General features: G+C 36.0%; 28 protein-coding genes and 1 tRNA gene. 10 read left to right on the top strand and 19 right to left on the bottom strand.

Going from position 1 to position 19,319, the window contains the following annotated elements; genetic code table 11:
• Position 1 precedes the first annotated feature (1 nt).
• The 11 genes from Q0Y84_RS00385 to Q0Y84_RS00335 all read right to left on the bottom strand — a co-directional run bounded on the left by Q0Y84_RS00385 (position 2) and on the right by Q0Y84_RS00335 (position 4,687).
• On the bottom strand, positions 2-724 hold the full coding sequence (locus tag Q0Y84_RS00385) for an AAA family ATPase (protein WP_297949639.1): 723 nt from the start codon (positions 722-724) through the stop codon (positions 2-4).
• Positions 721-921, bottom strand: a complete 201-nt coding sequence (locus Q0Y84_RS00380) for a sporulation protein Cse60 (RefSeq protein WP_297949637.1) — start codon at positions 919-921, stop codon at positions 721-723. The genes Q0Y84_RS00385 and Q0Y84_RS00380 overlap by 4 nt, the downstream gene beginning before the upstream one ends.
• Complete coding sequence (locus tag Q0Y84_RS00375) at positions 918-1,253, bottom strand: hypothetical protein (RefSeq protein ID WP_297949635.1); 336 nt, start codon at positions 1,251-1,253, stop codon at positions 918-920. The genes Q0Y84_RS00380 and Q0Y84_RS00375 overlap by 4 nt, the downstream gene beginning before the upstream one ends.
• Entirely contained in the window at positions 1,253-2,521 is a 1,269-nt protein-coding gene (locus Q0Y84_RS00370; RefSeq protein WP_297949633.1) for a DEAD/DEAH box helicase, read from the bottom strand. The genes Q0Y84_RS00375 and Q0Y84_RS00370 overlap by 1 nt, the downstream gene beginning before the upstream one ends.
• Positions 2,490-2,639 carry a hypothetical protein gene (locus Q0Y84_RS00365; RefSeq protein ID WP_297949631.1) on the bottom strand — a complete coding sequence of 50 codons (150 nt, stop codon included), beginning with the start codon at positions 2,637-2,639 and terminating at the stop codon, positions 2,490-2,492. Before Q0Y84_RS00365 ends, Q0Y84_RS00370 begins: the two co-directional genes overlap by 32 nt.
• Before the next feature lie 2 nt (positions 2,640-2,641).
• On the bottom strand, positions 2,642-2,866 hold the full coding sequence (locus Q0Y84_RS00360; protein WP_297949629.1) for a hypothetical protein: 225 nt from the start codon (positions 2,864-2,866) through the stop codon (positions 2,642-2,644).
• Complete coding sequence (locus tag Q0Y84_RS00355) at positions 2,863-3,246, bottom strand: hypothetical protein (RefSeq protein WP_297949628.1); 384 nt, start codon at positions 3,244-3,246, stop codon at positions 2,863-2,865. Before Q0Y84_RS00355 ends, Q0Y84_RS00360 begins: the two co-directional genes overlap by 4 nt.
• Entirely contained in the window at positions 3,246-3,737 is a 492-nt protein-coding gene (locus Q0Y84_RS00350) for a siphovirus Gp157 family protein (RefSeq protein ID WP_297949626.1), read from the bottom strand. The genes Q0Y84_RS00355 and Q0Y84_RS00350 overlap by 1 nt, the downstream gene beginning before the upstream one ends.
• Positions 3,738-4,103: 366 nt before the next feature.
• Positions 4,104-4,232 carry a hypothetical protein gene (locus Q0Y84_RS00345; RefSeq protein WP_297949624.1) on the bottom strand — a complete coding sequence of 43 codons (129 nt, stop codon included), beginning with the start codon at positions 4,230-4,232 and terminating at the stop codon, positions 4,104-4,106.
• A gap of 10 nt (positions 4,233-4,242) precedes the next feature.
• Positions 4,243-4,398 carry a hypothetical protein gene (locus Q0Y84_RS00340; RefSeq protein ID WP_297949622.1) on the bottom strand — a complete coding sequence of 52 codons (156 nt, stop codon included), beginning with the start codon at positions 4,396-4,398 and terminating at the stop codon, positions 4,243-4,245.
• Positions 4,388-4,687: a hypothetical protein gene (locus tag Q0Y84_RS00335; protein ID WP_297949620.1), complete on the bottom strand. Its 300-nt coding sequence runs from the start codon at positions 4,685-4,687 to the stop codon at positions 4,388-4,390. The genes Q0Y84_RS00340 and Q0Y84_RS00335 overlap by 11 nt, the downstream gene beginning before the upstream one ends.
• A gap of 53 nt (positions 4,688-4,740) precedes the next feature.
• Here Q0Y84_RS00335 and Q0Y84_RS00330 point away from each other — a divergent pair, with 53 nt between their 5' ends.
• Complete coding sequence (locus Q0Y84_RS00330) at positions 4,741-5,094, top strand: hypothetical protein (protein ID WP_297949618.1); 354 nt, start codon at positions 4,741-4,743, stop codon at positions 5,092-5,094.
• Here Q0Y84_RS00330 and Q0Y84_RS00325 read toward each other — a convergent pair.
• Both Q0Y84_RS00325 and Q0Y84_RS00320 read right to left on the bottom strand, forming a co-directional pair.
• Entirely contained in the window at positions 5,066-5,212 is a 147-nt protein-coding gene (locus Q0Y84_RS00325; RefSeq protein ID WP_162260494.1) for a hypothetical protein, read from the bottom strand. The genes Q0Y84_RS00330 and Q0Y84_RS00325 overlap by 29 nt on opposite strands.
• Positions 5,213-5,217: 5 nt before the next feature.
• On the bottom strand, positions 5,218-5,427 hold the full coding sequence (locus Q0Y84_RS00320; RefSeq protein ID WP_297949615.1) for a helix-turn-helix transcriptional regulator: 210 nt from the start codon (positions 5,425-5,427) through the stop codon (positions 5,218-5,220).
• A 290-nt stretch (positions 5,428-5,717) separates the two neighbouring features.
• Between Q0Y84_RS00320 and Q0Y84_RS00315 the strand changes: the two genes are divergently transcribed.
• From Q0Y84_RS00315 to Q0Y84_RS00295, 5 genes are all read left to right on the top strand, one after another.
• Positions 5,718-6,065, top strand: a complete 348-nt coding sequence (locus tag Q0Y84_RS00315; RefSeq protein WP_297949613.1) for an XRE family transcriptional regulator — start codon at positions 5,718-5,720, stop codon at positions 6,063-6,065.
• Between the two features lie 2 nt (positions 6,066-6,067).
• Positions 6,068-6,490: an ImmA/IrrE family metallo-endopeptidase gene (locus Q0Y84_RS00310; protein WP_297949610.1), complete on the top strand. Its 423-nt coding sequence runs from the start codon at positions 6,068-6,070 to the stop codon at positions 6,488-6,490.
• Positions 6,491-6,515: 25 nt separating this feature from the next.
• On the top strand, positions 6,516-6,845 hold the full coding sequence (locus Q0Y84_RS00305) for a helix-turn-helix transcriptional regulator (protein WP_297949608.1): 330 nt from the start codon (positions 6,516-6,518) through the stop codon (positions 6,843-6,845).
• Positions 6,846-6,895: 50 nt separating this feature from the next.
• Positions 6,896-7,528, top strand: coding sequence for a DUF3862 domain-containing protein (locus Q0Y84_RS00300; RefSeq protein WP_297949606.1), 633 nt, complete (start codon positions 6,896-6,898; stop codon positions 7,526-7,528).
• 156 nt (positions 7,529-7,684) lie between these two features.
• Positions 7,685-8,800 carry a site-specific integrase gene (locus tag Q0Y84_RS00295; RefSeq protein WP_297949604.1) on the top strand — a complete coding sequence of 372 codons (1,116 nt, stop codon included), beginning with the start codon at positions 7,685-7,687 and terminating at the stop codon, positions 8,798-8,800.
• A gap of 114 nt (positions 8,801-8,914) precedes the next feature.
• Here the strand turns inward: Q0Y84_RS00295 and Q0Y84_RS00290 are convergent.
• Positions 8,915-8,988, bottom strand: a tRNA-Arg gene (locus Q0Y84_RS00290).
• Between the two features lie 157 nt (positions 8,989-9,145).
• Between Q0Y84_RS00290 and Q0Y84_RS00285 the strand changes: the two genes are divergently transcribed.
• Both Q0Y84_RS00285 and Q0Y84_RS00280 read left to right on the top strand, forming a co-directional pair.
• Positions 9,146-10,042 (top strand): alpha/beta hydrolase, encoded by an 897-nt coding sequence (locus Q0Y84_RS00285; RefSeq protein WP_297949602.1) that lies wholly within the window; start codon positions 9,146-9,148, stop codon positions 10,040-10,042.
• 17 nt (positions 10,043-10,059) lie between these two features.
• Positions 10,060-10,416, top strand: coding sequence for an arsenate reductase family protein (locus Q0Y84_RS00280; protein ID WP_297949600.1), 357 nt, complete (start codon positions 10,060-10,062; stop codon positions 10,414-10,416).
• Positions 10,417-10,460: 44 nt separating this feature from the next.
• On the opposite strand, the gene Q0Y84_RS00275 is transcribed toward Q0Y84_RS00280, so the two are convergent.
• From Q0Y84_RS00275 to Q0Y84_RS00255, 5 genes are all read right to left on the bottom strand, one after another.
• The gene (locus Q0Y84_RS00275; RefSeq protein ID WP_297949598.1) at positions 10,461-12,041 is read right to left on the bottom strand and encodes an ABC transporter ATP-binding protein; all 1,581 of its coding nucleotides are present in this window, start codon (positions 12,039-12,041) and stop codon (positions 10,461-10,463) included.
• Positions 12,041-13,618, bottom strand: coding sequence for an ABC transporter ATP-binding protein (locus Q0Y84_RS00270; RefSeq protein ID WP_297949596.1), 1,578 nt, complete (start codon positions 13,616-13,618; stop codon positions 12,041-12,043). The genes Q0Y84_RS00275 and Q0Y84_RS00270 overlap by 1 nt, the downstream gene beginning before the upstream one ends.
• 339 nt (positions 13,619-13,957) lie before the next feature.
• A complete protein-coding gene (locus tag Q0Y84_RS00265; protein ID WP_297949594.1) occupies positions 13,958-14,773 on the bottom strand; it encodes a Cof-type HAD-IIB family hydrolase in 816 nt (271 codons plus the stop codon).
• 60 nt (positions 14,774-14,833) lie between these two features.
• A complete protein-coding gene (locus Q0Y84_RS00260; RefSeq protein WP_297949592.1) occupies positions 14,834-15,160 on the bottom strand; it encodes a hypothetical protein in 327 nt (108 codons plus the stop codon).
• 117 nt (positions 15,161-15,277) lie between these two features.
• Positions 15,278-15,538 carry a hypothetical protein gene (locus Q0Y84_RS00255; RefSeq protein ID WP_297949590.1) on the bottom strand — a complete coding sequence of 87 codons (261 nt, stop codon included), beginning with the start codon at positions 15,536-15,538 and terminating at the stop codon, positions 15,278-15,280.
• Positions 15,539-15,911: 373 nt separating this feature from the next.
• On the opposite strand from Q0Y84_RS00255, the gene Q0Y84_RS00250 reads away from it, so the two are divergent.
• Both Q0Y84_RS00250 and Q0Y84_RS00245 read left to right on the top strand, forming a co-directional pair.
• Positions 15,912-18,293 carry a Xaa-Pro dipeptidyl-peptidase gene (locus tag Q0Y84_RS00250; protein ID WP_297949588.1) on the top strand — a complete coding sequence of 794 codons (2,382 nt, stop codon included), beginning with the start codon at positions 15,912-15,914 and terminating at the stop codon, positions 18,291-18,293.
• Between the two features lie 210 nt (positions 18,294-18,503).
• Positions 18,504-19,310: an aminoglycoside N(3)-acetyltransferase gene (locus tag Q0Y84_RS00245; protein WP_297949586.1), complete on the top strand. Its 807-nt coding sequence runs from the start codon at positions 18,504-18,506 to the stop codon at positions 19,308-19,310.
• Positions 19,311-19,319 lie beyond the last annotated feature (9 nt).

Here is a 19,319-nt window from a genome sequence, read left to right as displayed (position 1 = left end):
ATTATTTAGTCTCCTTCTTTTCTTCATTCTTAGTTTGTGGTGGGAACATACCGTGGCAAGATTCAAGTAACTGCCTAATTGTCGAATCGGTTATATCTTCTGGAGTATAATTACTCCGTTTTTCTTCAGCGCTTCTGTAATAGGTGTTCGGACCTAACTTTTGAGTTCTAATAACTAGATCACAGTTACCGGCTATAATGTTGTAATATTGTGGTTTCAAAGCAGGCACAATTTTAGTAGTCCCATTAGCGATGTCACTTTGTTCAATTTCTCTGCTAATCCAAATCACATTTACTTGCATTGCTTTTAATTCAAGAACTAAGTCACTTATTAGCTTTTTAACCATTCCTGTTCCTTTGCCATATGCAAGTTTTCCATCAGTGATATATTTTTCACCAGCTTCTTCAGTAACTTGTTTTGTAAAAGCATCTACCACATCTTCGATCGTGTCGATAATGATTGTTTTAAAAGAGGTTTGTGGTATTCTTTTAAGAATTTCGTCCATTCTGCCAATCACATCTTTAACCGGTTTGTCGTTTTCATCTGTCACTAGTGACATAAACGGTACCCTGCTTTGTTTAGCATTGTTATCTGTATTAAGGTCTAATGCATGTGGAAAATAACTTGCAAAGAAAGTTTTTCCGCTCATTGGCAAACCATAGATAAAAAAGTAATGTGGTTCTTTTTTTGGTTTTCTTGGTTTATCTTCAGGAAATGTAATCATTTTTTATTCTCCTCGTACATAATTAATACATTTTCATCAAATTCCCCTGTTGATCCTATTTGATCACTTGCTGCAATAGCGAGGGCGGTTTGATATTTAATGTCTATTACTTCTTTATCTTTAATAAATTTATTAATTTGATTTTCAAACACTTCAGGGTCATCTTCACCCATACGAGATAGAATTTTTACTTTCATTTTTTATCCTCCAAAAATTTGAGTGCTAATTTAAGAATGTTAATGTAGATAGGTAATGAAGTTACATCAAATAGACAATTAGAACTTTCATTATCTAAGTACCATTGCTTAACTTTATCGTTTGGTGGAACTATCTTTAATAGCACTTCCTCTGAATCTTTGACACAAATATAAACAATAATTTCTCCTTGATAGACATTTTGTAATTTCAAGAAACCACTATCATCTAAGTCTGCCGTAGTTTCAGTTTTGTTTTTTTCTTCTACCCTAAATCTAAGATCATTTAAAGTAGTTAATTGATTTATCTGCTTTTCAAATTCTTTTACTTTCATTATTTAATCAACCCTCTCTTCTTAGCCATATGCCATGCCCAACCTGGCTTATATCCATGTATTTTTGCATAAGCTTGAAGTTCAGCCATGGTGTGCAATTCATTAACCTTTTTATTAATCACGTTTTGATAAACAGTGTCGTGTAATATCTTTTTAACTAACTGCTTCCTAGCTTTAGTTGCTTCAACTAAATCAACATCGCTGAATGGTTTCGCTTCATGTACTTTAATGGGCTTGCCACAGATAGGACACTTGCCATCTTTAACTTCACTAGCTTTCACTACCGCAAAACAGTAATCACAAGTAACGATTGACATACCAGGATCTTTCAGTAAAGTCTTACTTTTCTGTTTTCCTGATTTAATCGCTTGTTTCCAGTCGCGGTCATCATCAGGATAACCAAACGACTTAAAGTTATTAGCATGATCAATAATGATGGCTGTTTTGCCTTCACGCGGATTTAAACATCTCATAGAAAACTGTAAGTACAATGCAAGTGATGCTGTGGGGCGTGCCATAATAACACAGTCCACATTTGGCAAATCTACTCCTTCAGTGAATAAATTTACGTTAACCAGTATCTTAATTTCTTGATCTCGAAATTTTCGGACAGCTACAGTGCGTTTTTCTTTCGGCGTTGTACCATCTACCTCAACCGCAGAAATTCCTTCAGAATTAAATTCAGCGGCTATCTTAATAGCTGAATCAATTGAATAGGTATAAACGACAGCTTGCATCCCGTTAACAATTCTTTTGTATTGCTTAACGATATGCCCAAAAATTTTGGTAGACATGGCTTCCTGCATGGATTCGTTAGTAAAATCTCCAGTGCTGCCGCGTTTTAATAGCTTGCTGTCAAAATCGCCAGGCGGTTGAAAGTACCTAAACGGTGCTAAAAATCCCTGCTCGGTCAGTTTATGAATCGATTGACCTAAAATAATATCGTCTGCAATCTGATCTAGCTGCACTCGCCCTGTTCGGTGCGGAGTGGCTGTGAAAAGCAAAACTATAGCTTTAGGGAATTTATTTAAAATTCTTTGATAGCTTTTAGCTAAAGCGTGGTGAGCTTCATCGACTAGAATCACGCTAGGTATTGGTAGTTTATCTACTCTACGTGTTAATGTTTGAACCATACCGGCAGTTAATAAATCTGGATTTACCCCCTGTTTATCAAAAGTTTTTACAGCCTGCTGTAAGACTTCCTTACGATGAATCAGGAACATCACACGATTATTATTAGTTGTTGTTCTTCTGGCAATTTCTGCCATGACTATGGTTTTGCCAGTTCGAGGGAGGAGACTGAACAACGATAACTCGATGATGATTTCGCATTGAGTCAACGATTTTGGTAATTAAGTCATTTTGATATGGTCGTAGTTCGAACATCTCTAAACCACCTCCCATAACTTACTTGCCATTTGAAAACTGGCTAAATTCTTTTCATCGCTTGCCTTTTGTCCCAGTTTTCTAATCTGGTCTTCAATGCTGATATGATTTCTGTCGGCTAATTCATTGACTACTCGACCTGCTAAAACTTCATTTTTACTCCTAGCAGCTACATCAAATAGGTGTAATAGCTTTTCTTTAGGCAATGCCTTTATGTTAATTCTCATAAAACATCTTCAATTTCTTTTAAATCTAGCTTGATGGCTTTAATAAAATTCTTAATCCAAACTGGATTACCAGAATGGCTGATTTCATTAAGTCCAATTTTGATGTCTTCTACAGCATTTTCGATAACTTCAGATTTACGTAAGTAGCGATCGTGTTCTTGCTCAAGCTTGCCTAAAATTCGACTAGCCATTTTGTAATCAGTATCAATACCATTTTTCTTAGCAGCAAACTTAATTTGCTTAAGCACGTCCCGTGGTGGCATTGTTGTTTTTTTACAAATAATCATGATTTCATCCATTGCGTGAGTCATATCGCCTTGTTCTGCAAACTTGCTAAAGCCCTTCATAGCTTCTGTAATATCAATTGAAACTGTAAACATTATTCAATAACTACCTTTCTAGATCTTTCAAGATATGCACCTGGTACATCTTTACCTTTTTGAAGGTCTTCTTTGATTTTCTTTTTGTTGGCTTGTGGTTTAGGATCTGGATATGTAACATAATCGATCGGAATTTTATTCACATCTGGTACAACCGTTCGATAAGATAGCCGCCCCAATTTAAAATTAAACTTATTGGTTTGGATAGATTCATGACCACTACTTTCAATAGCAATTTTTAAGAACTTGCTTAAATTGGCACTCTGTGTTTGATAATGTTTTTTTAGCTTAGTCAATTGCTTAATCTTTTTATCTAACCAATCAATTTTAGATTCATCTTCATTAATCCAATTGGCTACAGAATCAAGCTTTTCATTTCTAGCATCTTCAAGAGACTCTAATGTGTCGGCTAAAGTTTCAGGTTCAATTTCACCTGATTCTGCTTTTTCCTTGATTTTTGCCACGGCGGAATTTAGTTCAAATACATTCATGATATTTACCTTACTATGGTCTAATCGTTAGCGCGGTTAGATCTCTTTTTAATTAAGTCATAAATTGTGGTAACCATTGGCGTGATTGCCCACAACTTTTCTTGTGTTTCTTTACTTAGCTTCATGTTTATTAGTCCTTTTTTGCTAAAATTAAGTTATCCCTTAAACGGGGAGGTGATTAATATAGTTGATCTCCATAAAGACGTTATGGCTGACATTCTAGGGCAATTAGAAACAACCGATTTTGATTACAAATGTGATAACTGTGGTAAAGATATCAAAGTTAAAATTGGTAAAAATATTTGTCCAAATTGTCATTCAACTATAAACGTCAAACTTTAAATTTGAGACTGAGTGCATTAGCACTTAGTCTTTTTTATTCATGTTTTCTAAAATCTGTTCTAATTCTTTAGCAGCTTGTGTACATTTAGTAAGTTCGTTATAAAGTACATCTAAATCAGATGAATCAATTCTTACTTTTACTGACTGTTCCATTTATTCTCTCCTAACTAAGCCATTCAATGATCGCGCCCCAGAAGCCGTAGCTTAGCAAACTTGCTGCTAAGATCATTACTCCGATAAACACTTTTAAAGTTTTATCGTCTAGGTTATTCTTTCGAATTGGCTTATTAAATTCACGATAAAAATTCTTATTTTGCATTCCAATCAATTTCCTTTCTATGTTCATTCATCCAAATAGCAGCTGGATATTCAAAGATTGTCATCTTACCGCCTCTGCCTGGATGAATATTGCTACACCAATCCGGCTTAAATGGGTAAAGAATATTTCTTTTTACCCATGCTGAACCGTGTGGCTTAGCATATTTCTTAGCAAATTCATCAATACTGATTGTTTTTCCTACTATTTGATTTTCTGGAACATAACCACGTTTCTTCATAATTAGATCAACTACTTGTTCTAATGAGGAATCTTCAATTGCTAGTTGCATGTTGATCACTCCTAACATTTGATAAAATGAATTTTGAGAAAGAAGGCATTAATATGATTGAAACCATACGCGCTGAACGCGTTCTTTTAAAGAAGTTAGCCAAATATAAGTCGATAAATCATAATGATCCTATAATTACTAAAGACCCTTATTTGATCAAAGATCTTGTAGATAAAGGATTAGTTCAAATTTATCCAGTAAATAAAGTTAAGAATCACATAACTAATATGGTTGATTTTAATTATTCTCTATCACCGGAAGGTGAGCATTATTTTCAAGAACGACATGAACAATTTAGAAAATTTCTTCTTAGAAGTGTTCTAGTGCCTATAATTGTTTCAGTTATAACTACCCTCTTAACAACTCAACTAATTCCATTTATCTTGCATACAATGCTGCCAAAGTGAGTAATGTGGTAACTAAACTAACAACAAATGGAATTAGGTAATCACCAATTACTTTTCGATCAAACTGTTTAACTTTTTCATCTATGTCATCATTTGATGGCTTTTTTTGTTTAACCATGTTGATCACTCCATTCCTAAAATCTTGTAAATCTTTTTACGAATTTCAGTAGAGCGCGGACTAGTGTTACCTTTGACTGCTTTGTTAATCTCAGAACGACTTTCACCAGTAATTTTTGCTAAATCGGCTTGAGTCATATTTTGTTCGATCAACGAAAGCTTAATTTCTCGTTCAACCATTTTTTTAGCTGTTTCTAGCTTTTCTTCAATCGGCATATAATCACCTCTTTTTTATGTTGTTCAACTTGTTGTAAAATTTGTTGTAAAAATAATTTAGAAAATTGTTGACATTATTTAGAAAATTCACTAATATCAAGGTACAGCAAATAAACAGTTATCAAGTATCCCCATACTTTTAAAATTGGCTATTTGCTTGTTTCTAACTTGTTTTAAAACTTATTTCTTAACTTGTTGACAAAACTATTATTAACCAAATCTTCTAAAAATGCAATAGATATTTAGAAGATTTTCTAAATAATTTTGTCAAGGATTGGAGAACCCTTGATATGATTGAATTTGAGAGAACTAAAAATTTAGCAAAACAAAAGAAAATGTCATTGCGTGAAGTGAATGACAAAGCCAAATTAGGTAAAAATTCTATTTATAAATGGAAAACTAATAAACCAGGTACCGAAGCTTTAACAGCCGTAGCTAAAATTTTAGGCACCACCACCGACTATTTAAATGGTCTTACAGATGATCCTACCCCACCAACTAAAAGCAATGCGCCTACTACATTCGAAGATTTAGGGTTACCTTATAAAGGCGTAATTCCTGAAGATGTTAATGACATGTACCGTGCGATTGCTAAGCAGTACGCTGAAAAACATAACTTACCTAAGAGGGATGCATAAATATGTATCAAACGCCAGAACAAAAAGTAGAAGCACGAAATGAAGTAATAAAATGGCTTATGAATTACGCTTTAGATCATCAATTTGGTATAACTTTTTCATATAAAGCTAATGATGATGACCCATCTGAAGCTTTTCCTGAATATAGTTCGGCTGTAATTAATGCCAATTGGAAAAATATTGATGAAATACCATTTATCATTGGCCATGAATTAGGTCATTTAATGCTAGGACACAAGCGAAAAGAATTTGATGAAAGCCCAACTAAACGCATTCTAATGGAGCGTGCCGCAAATGAATACAGTCTTTATCTACTAACTGAATATTGTGATTTACATGAGATTTATTTTTATGATAAATACACATTTGCACATGCTTTCGGCATTCCTAAAGATTGCTATTATTTACTAGAAGAACAAGCCTAAAAATATATTAAGGAATTAATTTATTATGATCGAATTTGAGCGAACAAAAGAATTAGCTAGAAAAAGAAAAATGTCGCTACTAGAAGTAAACGACAAAGCAGAATTAGGTAAAAGAAGTATTTACAACTGGAAAAATAGAAAGCCAGGTATTATGGCACTAAGTGCGGTGGCTAAAGTTTTGCATACTTCTACGGACTACTTAAGCGGTATTACTGATGATCCTGTACCTCACGTACAAGAATCAATTCATTTAGAAGATGATTTAAATTTTGTGTATTGTGGTTATCCAGTACCACAAAAGTACATCGATGCTATCCGTTTTCTAATGAATCGTGATATAAAGTCCAATAACTGAAGACTTTAAAAGCTGTTGTCAACGTCATTTTGTTTTTATGGAGGCTAATTATGAAACTAAAGAAAGCGGCGCTAATCAGTGTAGTTATAGCAGCTGGTTTAAGTCTAAGTGCATGTAGCAGTTCTAATAATGAAAGTAGTTCTGCTAAATCCACTCAAACTTCTAAGAAGAAATCTAGTTCTGTAGATAAAATTATTTCTCAGAATAAAGAGCTTAGAAGTAAATTCGACCAAATCAAGGTTGGAGATTTAATGAGTAACGGTAAAGGTGGAGATACTGAAAAGCAAGTTAAAGCTTTATTAGGTAGTCCTAATTCAACCACATCTTCTAAAACTGAAGGAATTAAAACTTCAGGTACTTCTTGGACTAAAGGTAAAGTAACTATTACAGTAGCATACGTTAATAAACGTGCCATTTCTAAGATGATTACCGGTTTCAAATGGACTGGTAGACCTGCCAAGTTAGACAAAAAATCCTTTGATTCTATTGCAGATGGTTCAACATATGAATCAGTCATCAAGAAATATGGTGAACCTGATGGCTTAGATGAATCTTTAATCATGGGTAAAAAGACAGTTTCAGCCACATGGTTAACCGGTGTTAAAGGTGATACTGGTGCTAATGCAGTATTAACCTTCACCAACAACAAATTAACCGATAAGACCCAAACAGATCTTAAATAGAATAAAAAAATCCCACCACTGCGCCAACAGTGATGGGATCGGTAAAAAGCTACGCCAATAGCTTTTAAAAATAAATGTATTTGAATTAAACAAAACCCGCCAAGGCTTTGCTATACCCTATTTTAGCAGAGTTTTGGCTAGAATAGGAGTATTTTTATGGCTTCAATTAAAAAACGCGGTAAAACTTGGTATGTTAGATTTTCAAAAAGAGTTCAAGAATGGGATCCTGAAAAACAGGAAATGGTTTCTGTTTTAAAGCAAAAATCCAAAGGTGGATTTAAAACTAAGGCTGAAGCCCAACAATACGGAATAAAAATGGAAGCTGCTTCTATATCAGGTGTAGATGTGATTAAAAATTCTATATTCGCTGATTACTATCAGAAGTGGTATGAAACTTATAAGTTTCCTTCCGTTCGTTCATCAACCAAAAAGCGTTACAAAATTAATCATAAATTTATCAAGCAATTTTTTGGTAATACTAAAATCAAAGATATTACTCGTGAGCAATATCAAAAATTTATCAATGATTTTGGCAAAGACCACGCTATTATTACAGTTAGAAAAATAAATATTTCAATTAAAGCTTGCGTTCAATATGCTATAGATGATGGCTTGCTTAATCGAAGTTTTGCTAGCCGTGTGGCATTATCCGGTGATCCTACTAAAGATAGACATGTGGATTACTTAAATCTAAATGAAATTGAATTATTAACTCAATCCTGTATTGAGAGTTTAAATACTAAATATACTAGTAAATATTTAATTTTAGCCGCTATTTACACCGGTGCAAGATTAGGTGAATTATCTGCCCTGCACTGGAATGATATAGATTTTGAAAACCATACGATTTCGATTACAAAATCATGGAACCAAAATAGACGCGAAATGAATAAGCCTAAAACAGAATCTTCTAATAGGATTATTCCTGTAAATTCAAAGCTCTTACAGGTTTTGAAACAGCTTGAACATAATCATACTGATTTTGTTTTTGCTTCTCCTACGACAAAATATCCACCTTCTAGCAATGGTGTAAATCATACGTTAAGAAGCTTACTTAAAAAAGACGAAATTGATAAACCTACTTTTCATTTCCATAGCTTAAGACATAGTCATGTTGCTTATCTTATTTCACAAGGTATTGATATTTATGCAATTTCTAAAAGATTAGGACACTCAGATATTAGCATCACTTTAAAAACATACGCTTACTTACTTGAAGAATATAAAAATAAACAAAATGATAAAATTATTCAATCCTTATCTAAGCTGTAAAAAGTTGTGCATCATTTGTGCAACACGGTTAAAATTTCTATGATTTCCTAAAACATCAAATCGCATAAAAATAGGGTTTTACGACTTTTAAATCATCGTAAAACCCTATAATTATGATCCGGGTGAGATTCGAACCCACGACCCACAGTTTAGAAGACTGTTGCTCTATCCAGCTGAGCTACCAGACCATCTTGTATGTTTGTATGTCCTCAACAGAACATAAACTATTATAGGTAAAGATATTTCAAAATGCAAGAGTATTTTTCAAAAAAGTTTTTATTTTTCCAAAATTAATTAAAGTATAATTGAAGTAAATACCAGTATTACTAGAAAAGAGCATAAATTATGGAACTTAAAGATAAAATCAAAAAATTTGTGACTGATTTTAGAGACGGTGCATACAAGCATGATACTGAACGTGATAGTGGCTTGGCCCATGACATCCCCGAAGTTGAACGACTTGATAATCTGCCTTATGGTCCTGACAAAAAATGGCACACCTTGGATGTTTATTTACCGAAAAACCATGAGGCACCCTTCCCCGTTATTATTAATATCCACGGTGGTGGCTGGGTCTACGGCACTAAGGAAACCTACCAATATTATGGCATGGGCTTAGCTAAACGTGGCTTTGCCTTCATCAATCCTAATTACCGCTTAGCACCCGAAAATGCGGAATTTCCAGATGAACTAGATGATGTTGACCGCTACCTGCATTGGGTTGACGATCATGCCGAGGAATATCGCCTTGATCGTAACAATGTCTTCATCGTTGGCGATAGTGCTGGCGGGCAAATGGCGGAACAATACGTAACCATTTTAACCAATTCAGATTACGCTAAGTTGTTTCCCTACAAGCCACTAAACTTAAAATTTAGAGCAGTTGGCTTAAATTGTGCCGCTTCCTTCATGCTGACGCCAAGCAATTTAAACGGCATGGCTAGTGCCTACTTTACCAAAAAGGCAGTTAATAAATATCACGAACAACTTGACGTTGAAAAATACATCAATCACAATTTTCTACCAACTTTTTTGATCACTGCCAATAAGGACTTTTTACATGACATGCAATTTACCCTCTTCGGCTTTTTGCTAGGACGCGGTGTTCACGCCATTTGTAAATCATATGGTGATGCAGATAATCCACGTGGTCATGTCTTCTTTGTTGATCAAAAAGATGAACTAGCTGACCTAGCTAACGATGAAGAAATTGAATTCTTCAGAAGCTTTTTGCAAAAATAATAAAGGAAGAAAAAATCATGATTAAATTTTATGGCTATAAACGCTGTTCTACTTCACGCAAAGCCCGCAAATGGATGGACGACCATCAAGTAAAATATGAATTCCAAGATTTAGTTGAAGAACCACCGAAAAAAGAAGATTTGATTAAGTGGCTAACCCAGTATCAAGACCGCGGCTTAAAGTATTTTTTCAATACTCATGGTCAGGATTACCGTAAAGAAAATCTGAAAGAACAGATTTCAACCATGACCATTGAAACAGCTGCCGAAATGATGTCTAAAAATGGCAAGCTAATCAAGCGGCCCTTAATCGTTGGCGATGACAAGTTAACCTGCGGCTTTAAAGAAGATATTTTTGCTAAAACTTGGCTGTAAAGAAATAGCACATAACCTTATTTAATTGGTTATGTGCTATTTTTCTATCTCGTCAAATTAATCTCGCGATCAAATAATTGCCGCATTTCATCATTAAAATTGTGGGCGATGAAAACAATTGTAGCATCGGTTTTAACAAATTGACGCAAAATTTTCATCGTTGCCGCCTGATCAATAGCACTGGTTGCCTCGTCAATCAAAAGCAATTTACTCTGGTACACCATGCTTCTAGCCAAAATAATCTTCTGCCGCTGACCACCGGAAATATTCAACTGATCAAGGTCAATCTTAGTCTCAGTTCCAGCCGGAAATTTAGCAATATCTGGCGCAAACTGGACCTTTTCAATTGCTGATTCCATTTCATCCAACAATTTTTGATTAAACATCGTAATATTCTCGGCAATTGTCACCGGAAACAGCACTGGGCTTTGCGGTAGATAACCAATTTGCGTTAAATCCGGTTGAATTTCCTCACCCTTTGGATCAAAATATTGAATCTTACCGCGACTGGCCGACAATTCACCTAAGATTAGCTTAAACAAAGTCGACTTGCCACTTCCAGATTCACCTGTTAGTAAAACTTTTTCGCCGGCTTTAATTTGAAAATCTGGGAAAGTAACTCCGCTACCATTGGCAAAATCAACAGCCAAATCATGAATCGCTAAGCCAGCTGCTGGTGCTGAATTAGTTTTTGTCTTTGCTGGGAGCTTCTTTCTAGCCGCAAAAATATTTTCTCGCAACTCCTTGGTTGCCCGCATCCGGCCACCATAATTGGCAATTCCTTGCAAAGAACCAAACAAAGAACTACTAAAGTTACCTATGCTGGCAATTAAACCAAAGGCGGCCCAATTATTTACTACTAAAAATGCCGTCAATAGAAAAATTAAAGCATCCCCTAGCGAATAAGCCAGTTGATTCAGATAATCTAGCTCCTGATCGACCTTTTCTTTTTCAATCTTAGCCGCCTCTAGTCGACCTGAATTCTTAGCAATTGTCTTAAATAGTTTCTCGCTCGCAAAATAGCGCCGAATCTCAGTTAAGCCAATTAGCCAATCACCTAAAGTTTTTAAATATTTTTGATTTGCATTAGACACTTTTTTAGTTGCTCTTTGTAGTGGTTTGTCCAATAACTTAGGCAAATAAATTTGGACTGCTGCAAAAATTAAACAAGCAATTAACAAACTCCATTGAAAAGTTACTAAACTAAAAGCTACACCCAAAATATTAGCCAGCATCCCTGCTACATAACGAAAAGAGTTTAAATAATCTGTATGCAGCAGTTCCAGATCATTCGTCAAACGATTCTGCACTGCGCTGACCTCGTGCTTTTGACCATCTGCAAAACAATGATCCGTCACTTCTTGCCGAATCAAGTGCAAATACTTTTGGACTACTTTTTGCCAAAGAATTCCAGCAAAATTATATGAGCCAAAAGCGATCAAATAACCAACTAGTTGCAATAAACTCCATATTAAAAATAAACTTACATTTTTATTTTTGGCTGCATCAAACTGCATAGTTAAAATATAAGCTACGCTGACTTCGCCCCAAGCTGCAATAATTTGTAAGCCCAGTGCTAAACAAAACTTAATCGGACTTAATTTAAATAGTTCTTTTCCGCTCATTATTTTTCCTCCAAGTGAATTTCACGATCGAAAAGTGCTTTTTGCTTCGGTGTTAAATTATGCGCAATCGCTAAAACTATCGCCTGCGTTTGAACCAAATTTTGCAAAATTGTGGTTGTCCCCACTTGATCAATTGCACTAGTTGCTTCATCTAAATAAAGCACTGGCGTATTATGCAATAATGCCCGCATCAAAACTACCTTTTGCTTTTGTCCACCTGACAACAAATTCTGCTCCATTTCTAGCTGCGTTTTTATCCCATCTTTCAAACGCGCCTGATCAGCAGTAAAAGCCATTTGGTCAACTAAACTTGCAACTTTTTCATTTAATTTTGGCTTAAACATCGTGACATTCTCCTGAATGCTGCCAGGGAACAATCTTAAATCTTGAGCCAGATAACCCAAATATCTTAGATCTGGCTGAATCGCTTCACCGGCTCTGTTGCGATAAATCACCGCTCCACTGACTGGCTTAATTTGTCCCAGCAAAACTTTAAACAAGGTCGATTTACCTGTGCCTGAATCACCGGTGAGCAGAACTTTCTCACCCTTTTTCAAAATAAAATCAGGATAAGTAATCTTTTCTCCATGCGGATACTTTACCACTAGATTTTTCACTTGAATTGAAGCAATATCGGCCGCACTATCATAGTTATCTTCAGGTAAATTCTTTTGCAAATTAGCCAGATTATTTCTTAATGTTTTAGTCGACTTCAATTGCGTATATTTATTCACGCAGCTATCAACACTGTAGAAAATCCCATTAGCAAAATAACCAGCAGTCAAAATTGCGCCTAAATTCACTTGACCTTTAAAATATAAGATTCCGGCGATGAGCGGTACACCCACTCGTCCCGCAATATTAAAAACTGCAGCTACCATGCCGGTATAGCACATCAATTTATCGCGGCGGTATTCACTATCTTCTAGCTGCCGACTTTGCGAGCCAACCACCTTTTTCAAAACTAATTTATTTTGGTAGCGCCTAAGTTCCTCCAACCCAGCAAACCATTTTTCTAATACTTGTAAAAAACGCTTATTTTGTAAAGAAACTGCTTCAGTTGCCGGATTTGTATAATTTTCCATTAATTTAGGCACGATGATTGCTAAGGCAGTAATTGTTAAAGTATAAGCAACTAAGATCCAGTGAAAGGTAAACAAAGTGCCGATGGTCAAAATAATATAGATTAAATCACAGACAAAATAGAAATAAATATTGTAGTAATTTTCTTGAATCAACTGCAAGTCATTGCCTAAATGATTTTCCATCTCAGATACCTTGGCTGGCTTTTGATAAAAATGGCGAATCATTTTCTGGCGTACTTGATGAAACAAGGCCTGCGTTTGCTTAGTATTCTGTACACTACCCAAATTAAAGCTAATATTGCAGACTTGCCCAATTAAAAACTGCACTAAAATTAATTCTAAAAAGAAGCTAAACTTCCCCTGTGCAATCGCATTTAACTCAGGACTAGTCAAGTAAGTGTAAATAGTAGTTGCCGCTTGCGTTAAGGTAACTAAAAACAAAACAAGCAGTGCCCGCTGACGGTTAGCTTTAAAATAATCTTTTAAACCCATTATTTATTTTCCTCATTCTTTTTGACAGTAACGTTGGTCAACAAAATATCTCTAACGTCTGATTTGTCGCAAAGAAAAAGCACTGCTCTTGGGTGCTCACATCCAAATAACAGTGCAACAAATAAAGGTCGATTTTAACAAAGAAAATCGCCTCTAATCCGTTTACTGCTAATACTTGGTATGCGGGCAAAAAATGGGTACACTAAATAAGGTGCAAAGACAGTAATTTTTGCTAAACAACAAATCAAATATTAGAGATTCAATAAACGAATCATATGGCAATTTCCTCTATTTCTATAAGTTAATTAAAACTATATCATATTGATTTAATATTTCAAGCTAATTTTTATCTTCAGCTAAATATTTTTGCAAGACCTTGAAAACACCATTTTCGGTATTGGCTGGTGCAATGTATTTAGCATGCTTTTTAACCTTGTCCATCCCATTTGCCATGGCATAAGAATATTTGGCAAATTCTAGCATGTCAATATCATTACCGCCATCACCAAAGGCGATTAAGTCGTCACCAGTCATGCCCATTTTTTCTAGAAGGTGCTTTAAGCCGGTACCCTTGTTTACCCCTTGGGTATTAACGTCAATGGCAAAAGTAGCTGACCCAAAGGCTGAGATTTTGCGGTCATGTTTTTGATTAAAATCGTGTTCAATCTCTGCAGCCTTAGAACTATCCATGCCAAAAGTAATTTGATAAAGATTTTCTGGCAGGTCATTCCAGTCATCAATTACCGTACTCTTGCCTGCAAAATAAGCTAAAAAGTCGCGCTCATTCTTTTCAACATTGCTGTGCAAATATGCAATGTCGCGGCCAAATACCATCGTAGCCATCTCGCCGTACTTAGCGTGTACATCACGAATCAATTGCAAGACATCATCCCGGTTAAGCAAGTAGCTTGCTGCTTCTTTGCCCTTAATGATCAATCTTGAACCGTTTAAGGTTACAAAATCCATTCTGCTGGCAAACTTGCCAAAGTCTTCCTTCAATCTGACATAAGGTCGTCCGGAAGCCACGATAAAATGCACGCCTCTTTGTTCAAACTCCGTCAAAAGTTGATCAAATTCCTCGTGGTTAAATTGCTTACGGTCATCCAAAAAAGTACCGTCCATATCTACGGCAACCGCTTTAAATGGTAAAGTCATTTCATCACCCCATCATTAATCTAACTTAGTTACTAAATAATCTTATCATTTTTTACCCTGCTATTTCATCCGTAACCTGCGCATTCGACCACGTTTAAATATAAAGTAGCTAATCGTTAACAAAATGATGCTGGTAATAATGAAAATAAAATTATCACTCCAAAAATAGTGCCAGCCAATTTTGGTTAAAGCAGCTGGTGTCGCTATTTCTTCAATCATGGCATAAATATAAAAAACAGCATAAACTGCGGCTAGTAAATATCCAACTCCCGACAAAAAGTAAAGGATCAGGCTAACAGCTTGCTGCTTAACTGCAACTTTGTTTCCCAGTAAAACCAATAAAATGGCTGCCAAAAGAGGCAAAACATAAAAATACCAAAATCCCATCGTGATCCCCCTGCTAGTTTTTCTTTATTATTCCAAGCAGAAGTAAAAAAATAGTAAAGAAGCTTTTAATTTTGTGCAAAAAAGAGGTTGCTTCCTTTTGAAACAGCCTCTTCTTCATTAAACTAGCTTAACCCATCTAGCATGTTTATTTTTTAATTTAGCCCAGCTATCGAAGAACAATACTCCGAAAACCAGAATCATGATAATGCCCAATAAAATAATGACATTAGTTGAATTAGTTACAGCTAAACTTTTAGCTGAATTGAAATCAGCTACTTCGTCCATTTGGATAATCAATCCTGAAAACAACATGGCTAAGCCGTTCAATGTTAGCAAGCCACACAGAATTGTTAAGATTTTAGTCTTTAATAGCTTCATAAAACCATGCCCTTTCTTTAGTAATTAGCTTAGTATTGTACACATTTTAGTTTTTAATTCAAGTATTTAGCTTATAAATTCACCATTTTTCTAAATTAGACAAAACCAGCATTTTAGCACTTCCATATCATTTTAACTATAAAATTTTGAGTAATATTTAAAAGATGAACTTTGCCTTCAAAAAGCAAATTTGGTCAATTTTACTGAATAAGCACATTGTTCGCTTTTTAGTCAATATAAGCTAAAATTCAAAGTAATCTACTGGTAACGATTACTGAAACAATAATATTTTGTTGATAAGTTGTCATATCTATTGGTTCTAGTTCAAATTAAAAGTAAAATAGAAGGTAATTAAACTATAAAGGAGAAAATTATGAAATATAATCAATACGCTTATGTCGAGACTGACTTCGATCACCAAGTTAAAGAATTAACTGATATTAATTTCTTACCTAAAAACTACGCCGACTGGAGCTTCAGTGACTTATTAGCCAAGCTCATTAAAATGACGATCGCCGAAGCAAAAACTGACGCTGCTAAGACTGCTAAATTGGTCGAATTTGCTGTTTCCAATGAGCAAACACTCGCCGACTTTTTGCAGGAAAAGCCAACTTCAATCGGCACTGAACAATTCTACAACGTTGCTTTACAACTGCTCGGCTACCACGTTCATTACGACTATGATTTAGTTGATCCAACTGCTTTTATGCAAAGAAATGCTCTGCCATTCGTGCAAGATATTTCTGATACTAAAAAGTTGATCTCAGCCTTCTACCGTTTGCTTAATACTCGTACTAAGAATGGGCAAATTCTACTTGACGTAATGGCTGGCAAAGGCTACTTCACCCAATTCTGGGGTCAAAATGAATTCAAGTTTTTCAACGGCAAATCCATTCCAGTTTTTGATACCAATAAGGTAATTCGTGAAGTGGTTTATGTTGAAACTGACCTTGATACGGATCATGATGGCAAGAGCGACTTGATTCAAGTTACTATCTTCCGCCCTGCTGAAACTGAACAAGGCTTGCAGGTGCCTGCTCTTTATACGGCATCTCCATACTTTGGCGGTATTATCGCTAACGAAATGCGTAATCACAACGTTGACGAAAACTTGTCTGATGCCGCTGACTGGAACGATCCTCAATACGTTCACTCACCAATTGTTAAGGCCGCTAACTCCGATGGTTCCAGCCGTCCGGCTACTGAAGAAGCAGTCCACAAGTCATCTTACCCATTAAACGAATACATGCTTGCCCGAGGTTTTGCTAGTGTCTTTGCCGGGGGAATTGGTACTCGTGGCAGCGATGGTGTCCGAATTACCGGTACACCCGAAGAAACTGAATCAGCTGCTGCCGTCATTGAATGGCTGCACGGTGACCGTGTTGCTTACACCGACCGTACACGCAAGGTCCAAACTAAAGCTGATTGGTGCAATGGCAACATCGGGATGACTGGCCGTTCATACTTAGGTACTTTGCAAATCGCCATTGCCACCACCGGCGTTGCTGGTCTTAAAACTGTCGTTTCAGAAGCAGCCATTTCTTCTTGGTATGACTACTATCGTGAACACGGCTTGGTGATTGCCCCTGAAGCTTGTCAAGGTGAGGACCTTGATCTCTTGGCCGAAACATGTCAATCCAACTTGTGGGATGCCGGCTCATATCTTAAGATCAAGCCAGAATATGACAAGATGCAAAAAGAGCTCCGTGAAAAAGAAGACCGCAAGACTGGGCAATACTCAGACTTCTGGGAAGCTAGAAACTATCGTCACCACGCCGATGGCATTAAATGTTCTTGGATTTCCGTTCACGGTTTAAACGACTGGAACGTTAAGCCAAAGAACGTCTACAAGATTTGGCAACTAGTTAAAAAGATGCCAATGAAGCACCACCTCTTCTTGCACCAAGGACCACACTACAACATGAACAACTTTGTTTCCATCGACTTCACAGACTTAATGAATCTTTGGTTTGTTCATGAATTATTGGGTGTTGAAAACAATGCTTACGAGCAATGGCCAACAGTCATGATTCAAGACAACTTGCAAGCTGACAAGTGGCATGAAGAAGCAGATTGGTCAGATGACTTGGGCCGTGAAAAGACCTACTACCCTACTGATGAGGGCGAATTGTTTGAAAATGGTAATGGCAAGGGGCAACCTTCTTTTGTTGATGAAGGCGGCATTGAATTTAAGAAGGCCGGCATTTCTGAAAGCGACTGGCAATACAAGTTCATCTGCGGCGATAAAAAGTGGGCTAAACCAAGCTTGCGTTTTGAAACGGATGAATTTATCCACCCTACTACCATCGTCGGTCGTCCTGAAGTAAAAGTTAGAATTAAAGGCAGCTTACCTAAGGGACAAATCTCTGTTGCCTTGGTTGAATTAGGTGAAAGACAACGCCTGACTGCAACACCTAAACTCTTAATGCGTGGCGGTCAAGAATTAGGTTATCGCTTTGGTACTGACACTTTACAAGAATTTGTACCAGACAAGAAGACCAAGGCTAAGTTAATTACCAAGGCTCACATGAACTTGCAAAACTACAAGGACATGAAGAAGCCAGAAGAAATTGACGCTGATAAATTCTATGACTTAGACTTCTTGTTGCAGCCAACATACTACACGATCCCATCTGGTAGCAAATTAGCCTTGATCATCTATTCAACCGATGAAGGGATGACCATGCGTCCGCTTGAGGAAGAAACTTATACTGTAGACTTGGCTAATACTGAGATCAAGTTTTATGAAAAGTAAATAATTTAAAATGATATTAATAAGCACTAGTTTTTTCTGAATTTAGAATTAGTGCTTATTTAATGTGCTAGAATGTAAACTATATTCTTGATATGGAGATTATTATTATGAGTAACAAAAAGAATAAGATTAACAATGCAGAAATTAAAACGAGAGTAGCATTTTTCAGACCCAGTCAATAACGTTACTATTTGAAAAAGGAAAATGATTATGTCTGAAAATTTTATTAACACGGTTACAACCAAGATTAATTTTAAACAAGCATTAACCGAAGTCGGAATTAATTCGGCCGATGCTTGTCTCGTTCATACAGCAATGAGCAAGTTCAACTACGTTCCAGGTGGACCTGAAACTATTGTCCAAGCTTTGGAAGAAATTTTATCAGAAGGCACATTGATGATGCCGTCCCAAGTTACCACAAATTGTGATCCGGCAACTTGGAAATATCCACCCATTAGTAAAGATTTAATTCAACTTATTCGCGATACTATGCCGCCCTATAATCCGGGCACCTCGGTCACCGTAGGTCTAGGAGTTACTCCTGAGTACTTTAGAAGATTACCTAACGTTGTTCGAAGCAATCATCCTTATTTACCGCTCACAATTTGGGGTAAAAATAAAGAAAAGATTGCTCAAAAGCAACCTTTGAATATACCCTATGGGGTTAATAGTCCACTAGATTATCTTTATCAAAATCATGGTAAAATAATTTTCTTAGGCACAGACTACGAGACTTGCACCATGCTTCATTATGCAGAATCAACAATTGGTCGTAAAAGTGAGACTTGCTTAGCTGCAACCGACATTGATCAAAACGGTAAAACGATTTGGACCAAATATCAAAATATTGATATGGATTCTTATGATGACTTTAACGAATTGGGAGCTGCTTTCGAAAAAACTTGTCCTAATGATTGGAAAACAGTTCAACTAAATAATGGTACTATTAAGGTAATTAATGCAGTTGCCTTAACTGATTTTGCCAAAAATTGGTTTAAACAAAAAGATAATGATTAATAAAAAAAT

The organism is uncultured Lactobacillus sp. (assembly GCF_947367125.1).
Lineage (GTDB): Bacteria > Bacillota > Bacilli > Lactobacillales > Lactobacillaceae > Lactobacillus.
This window is presented reverse-complemented; position numbering and strand designations above follow the sequence as displayed.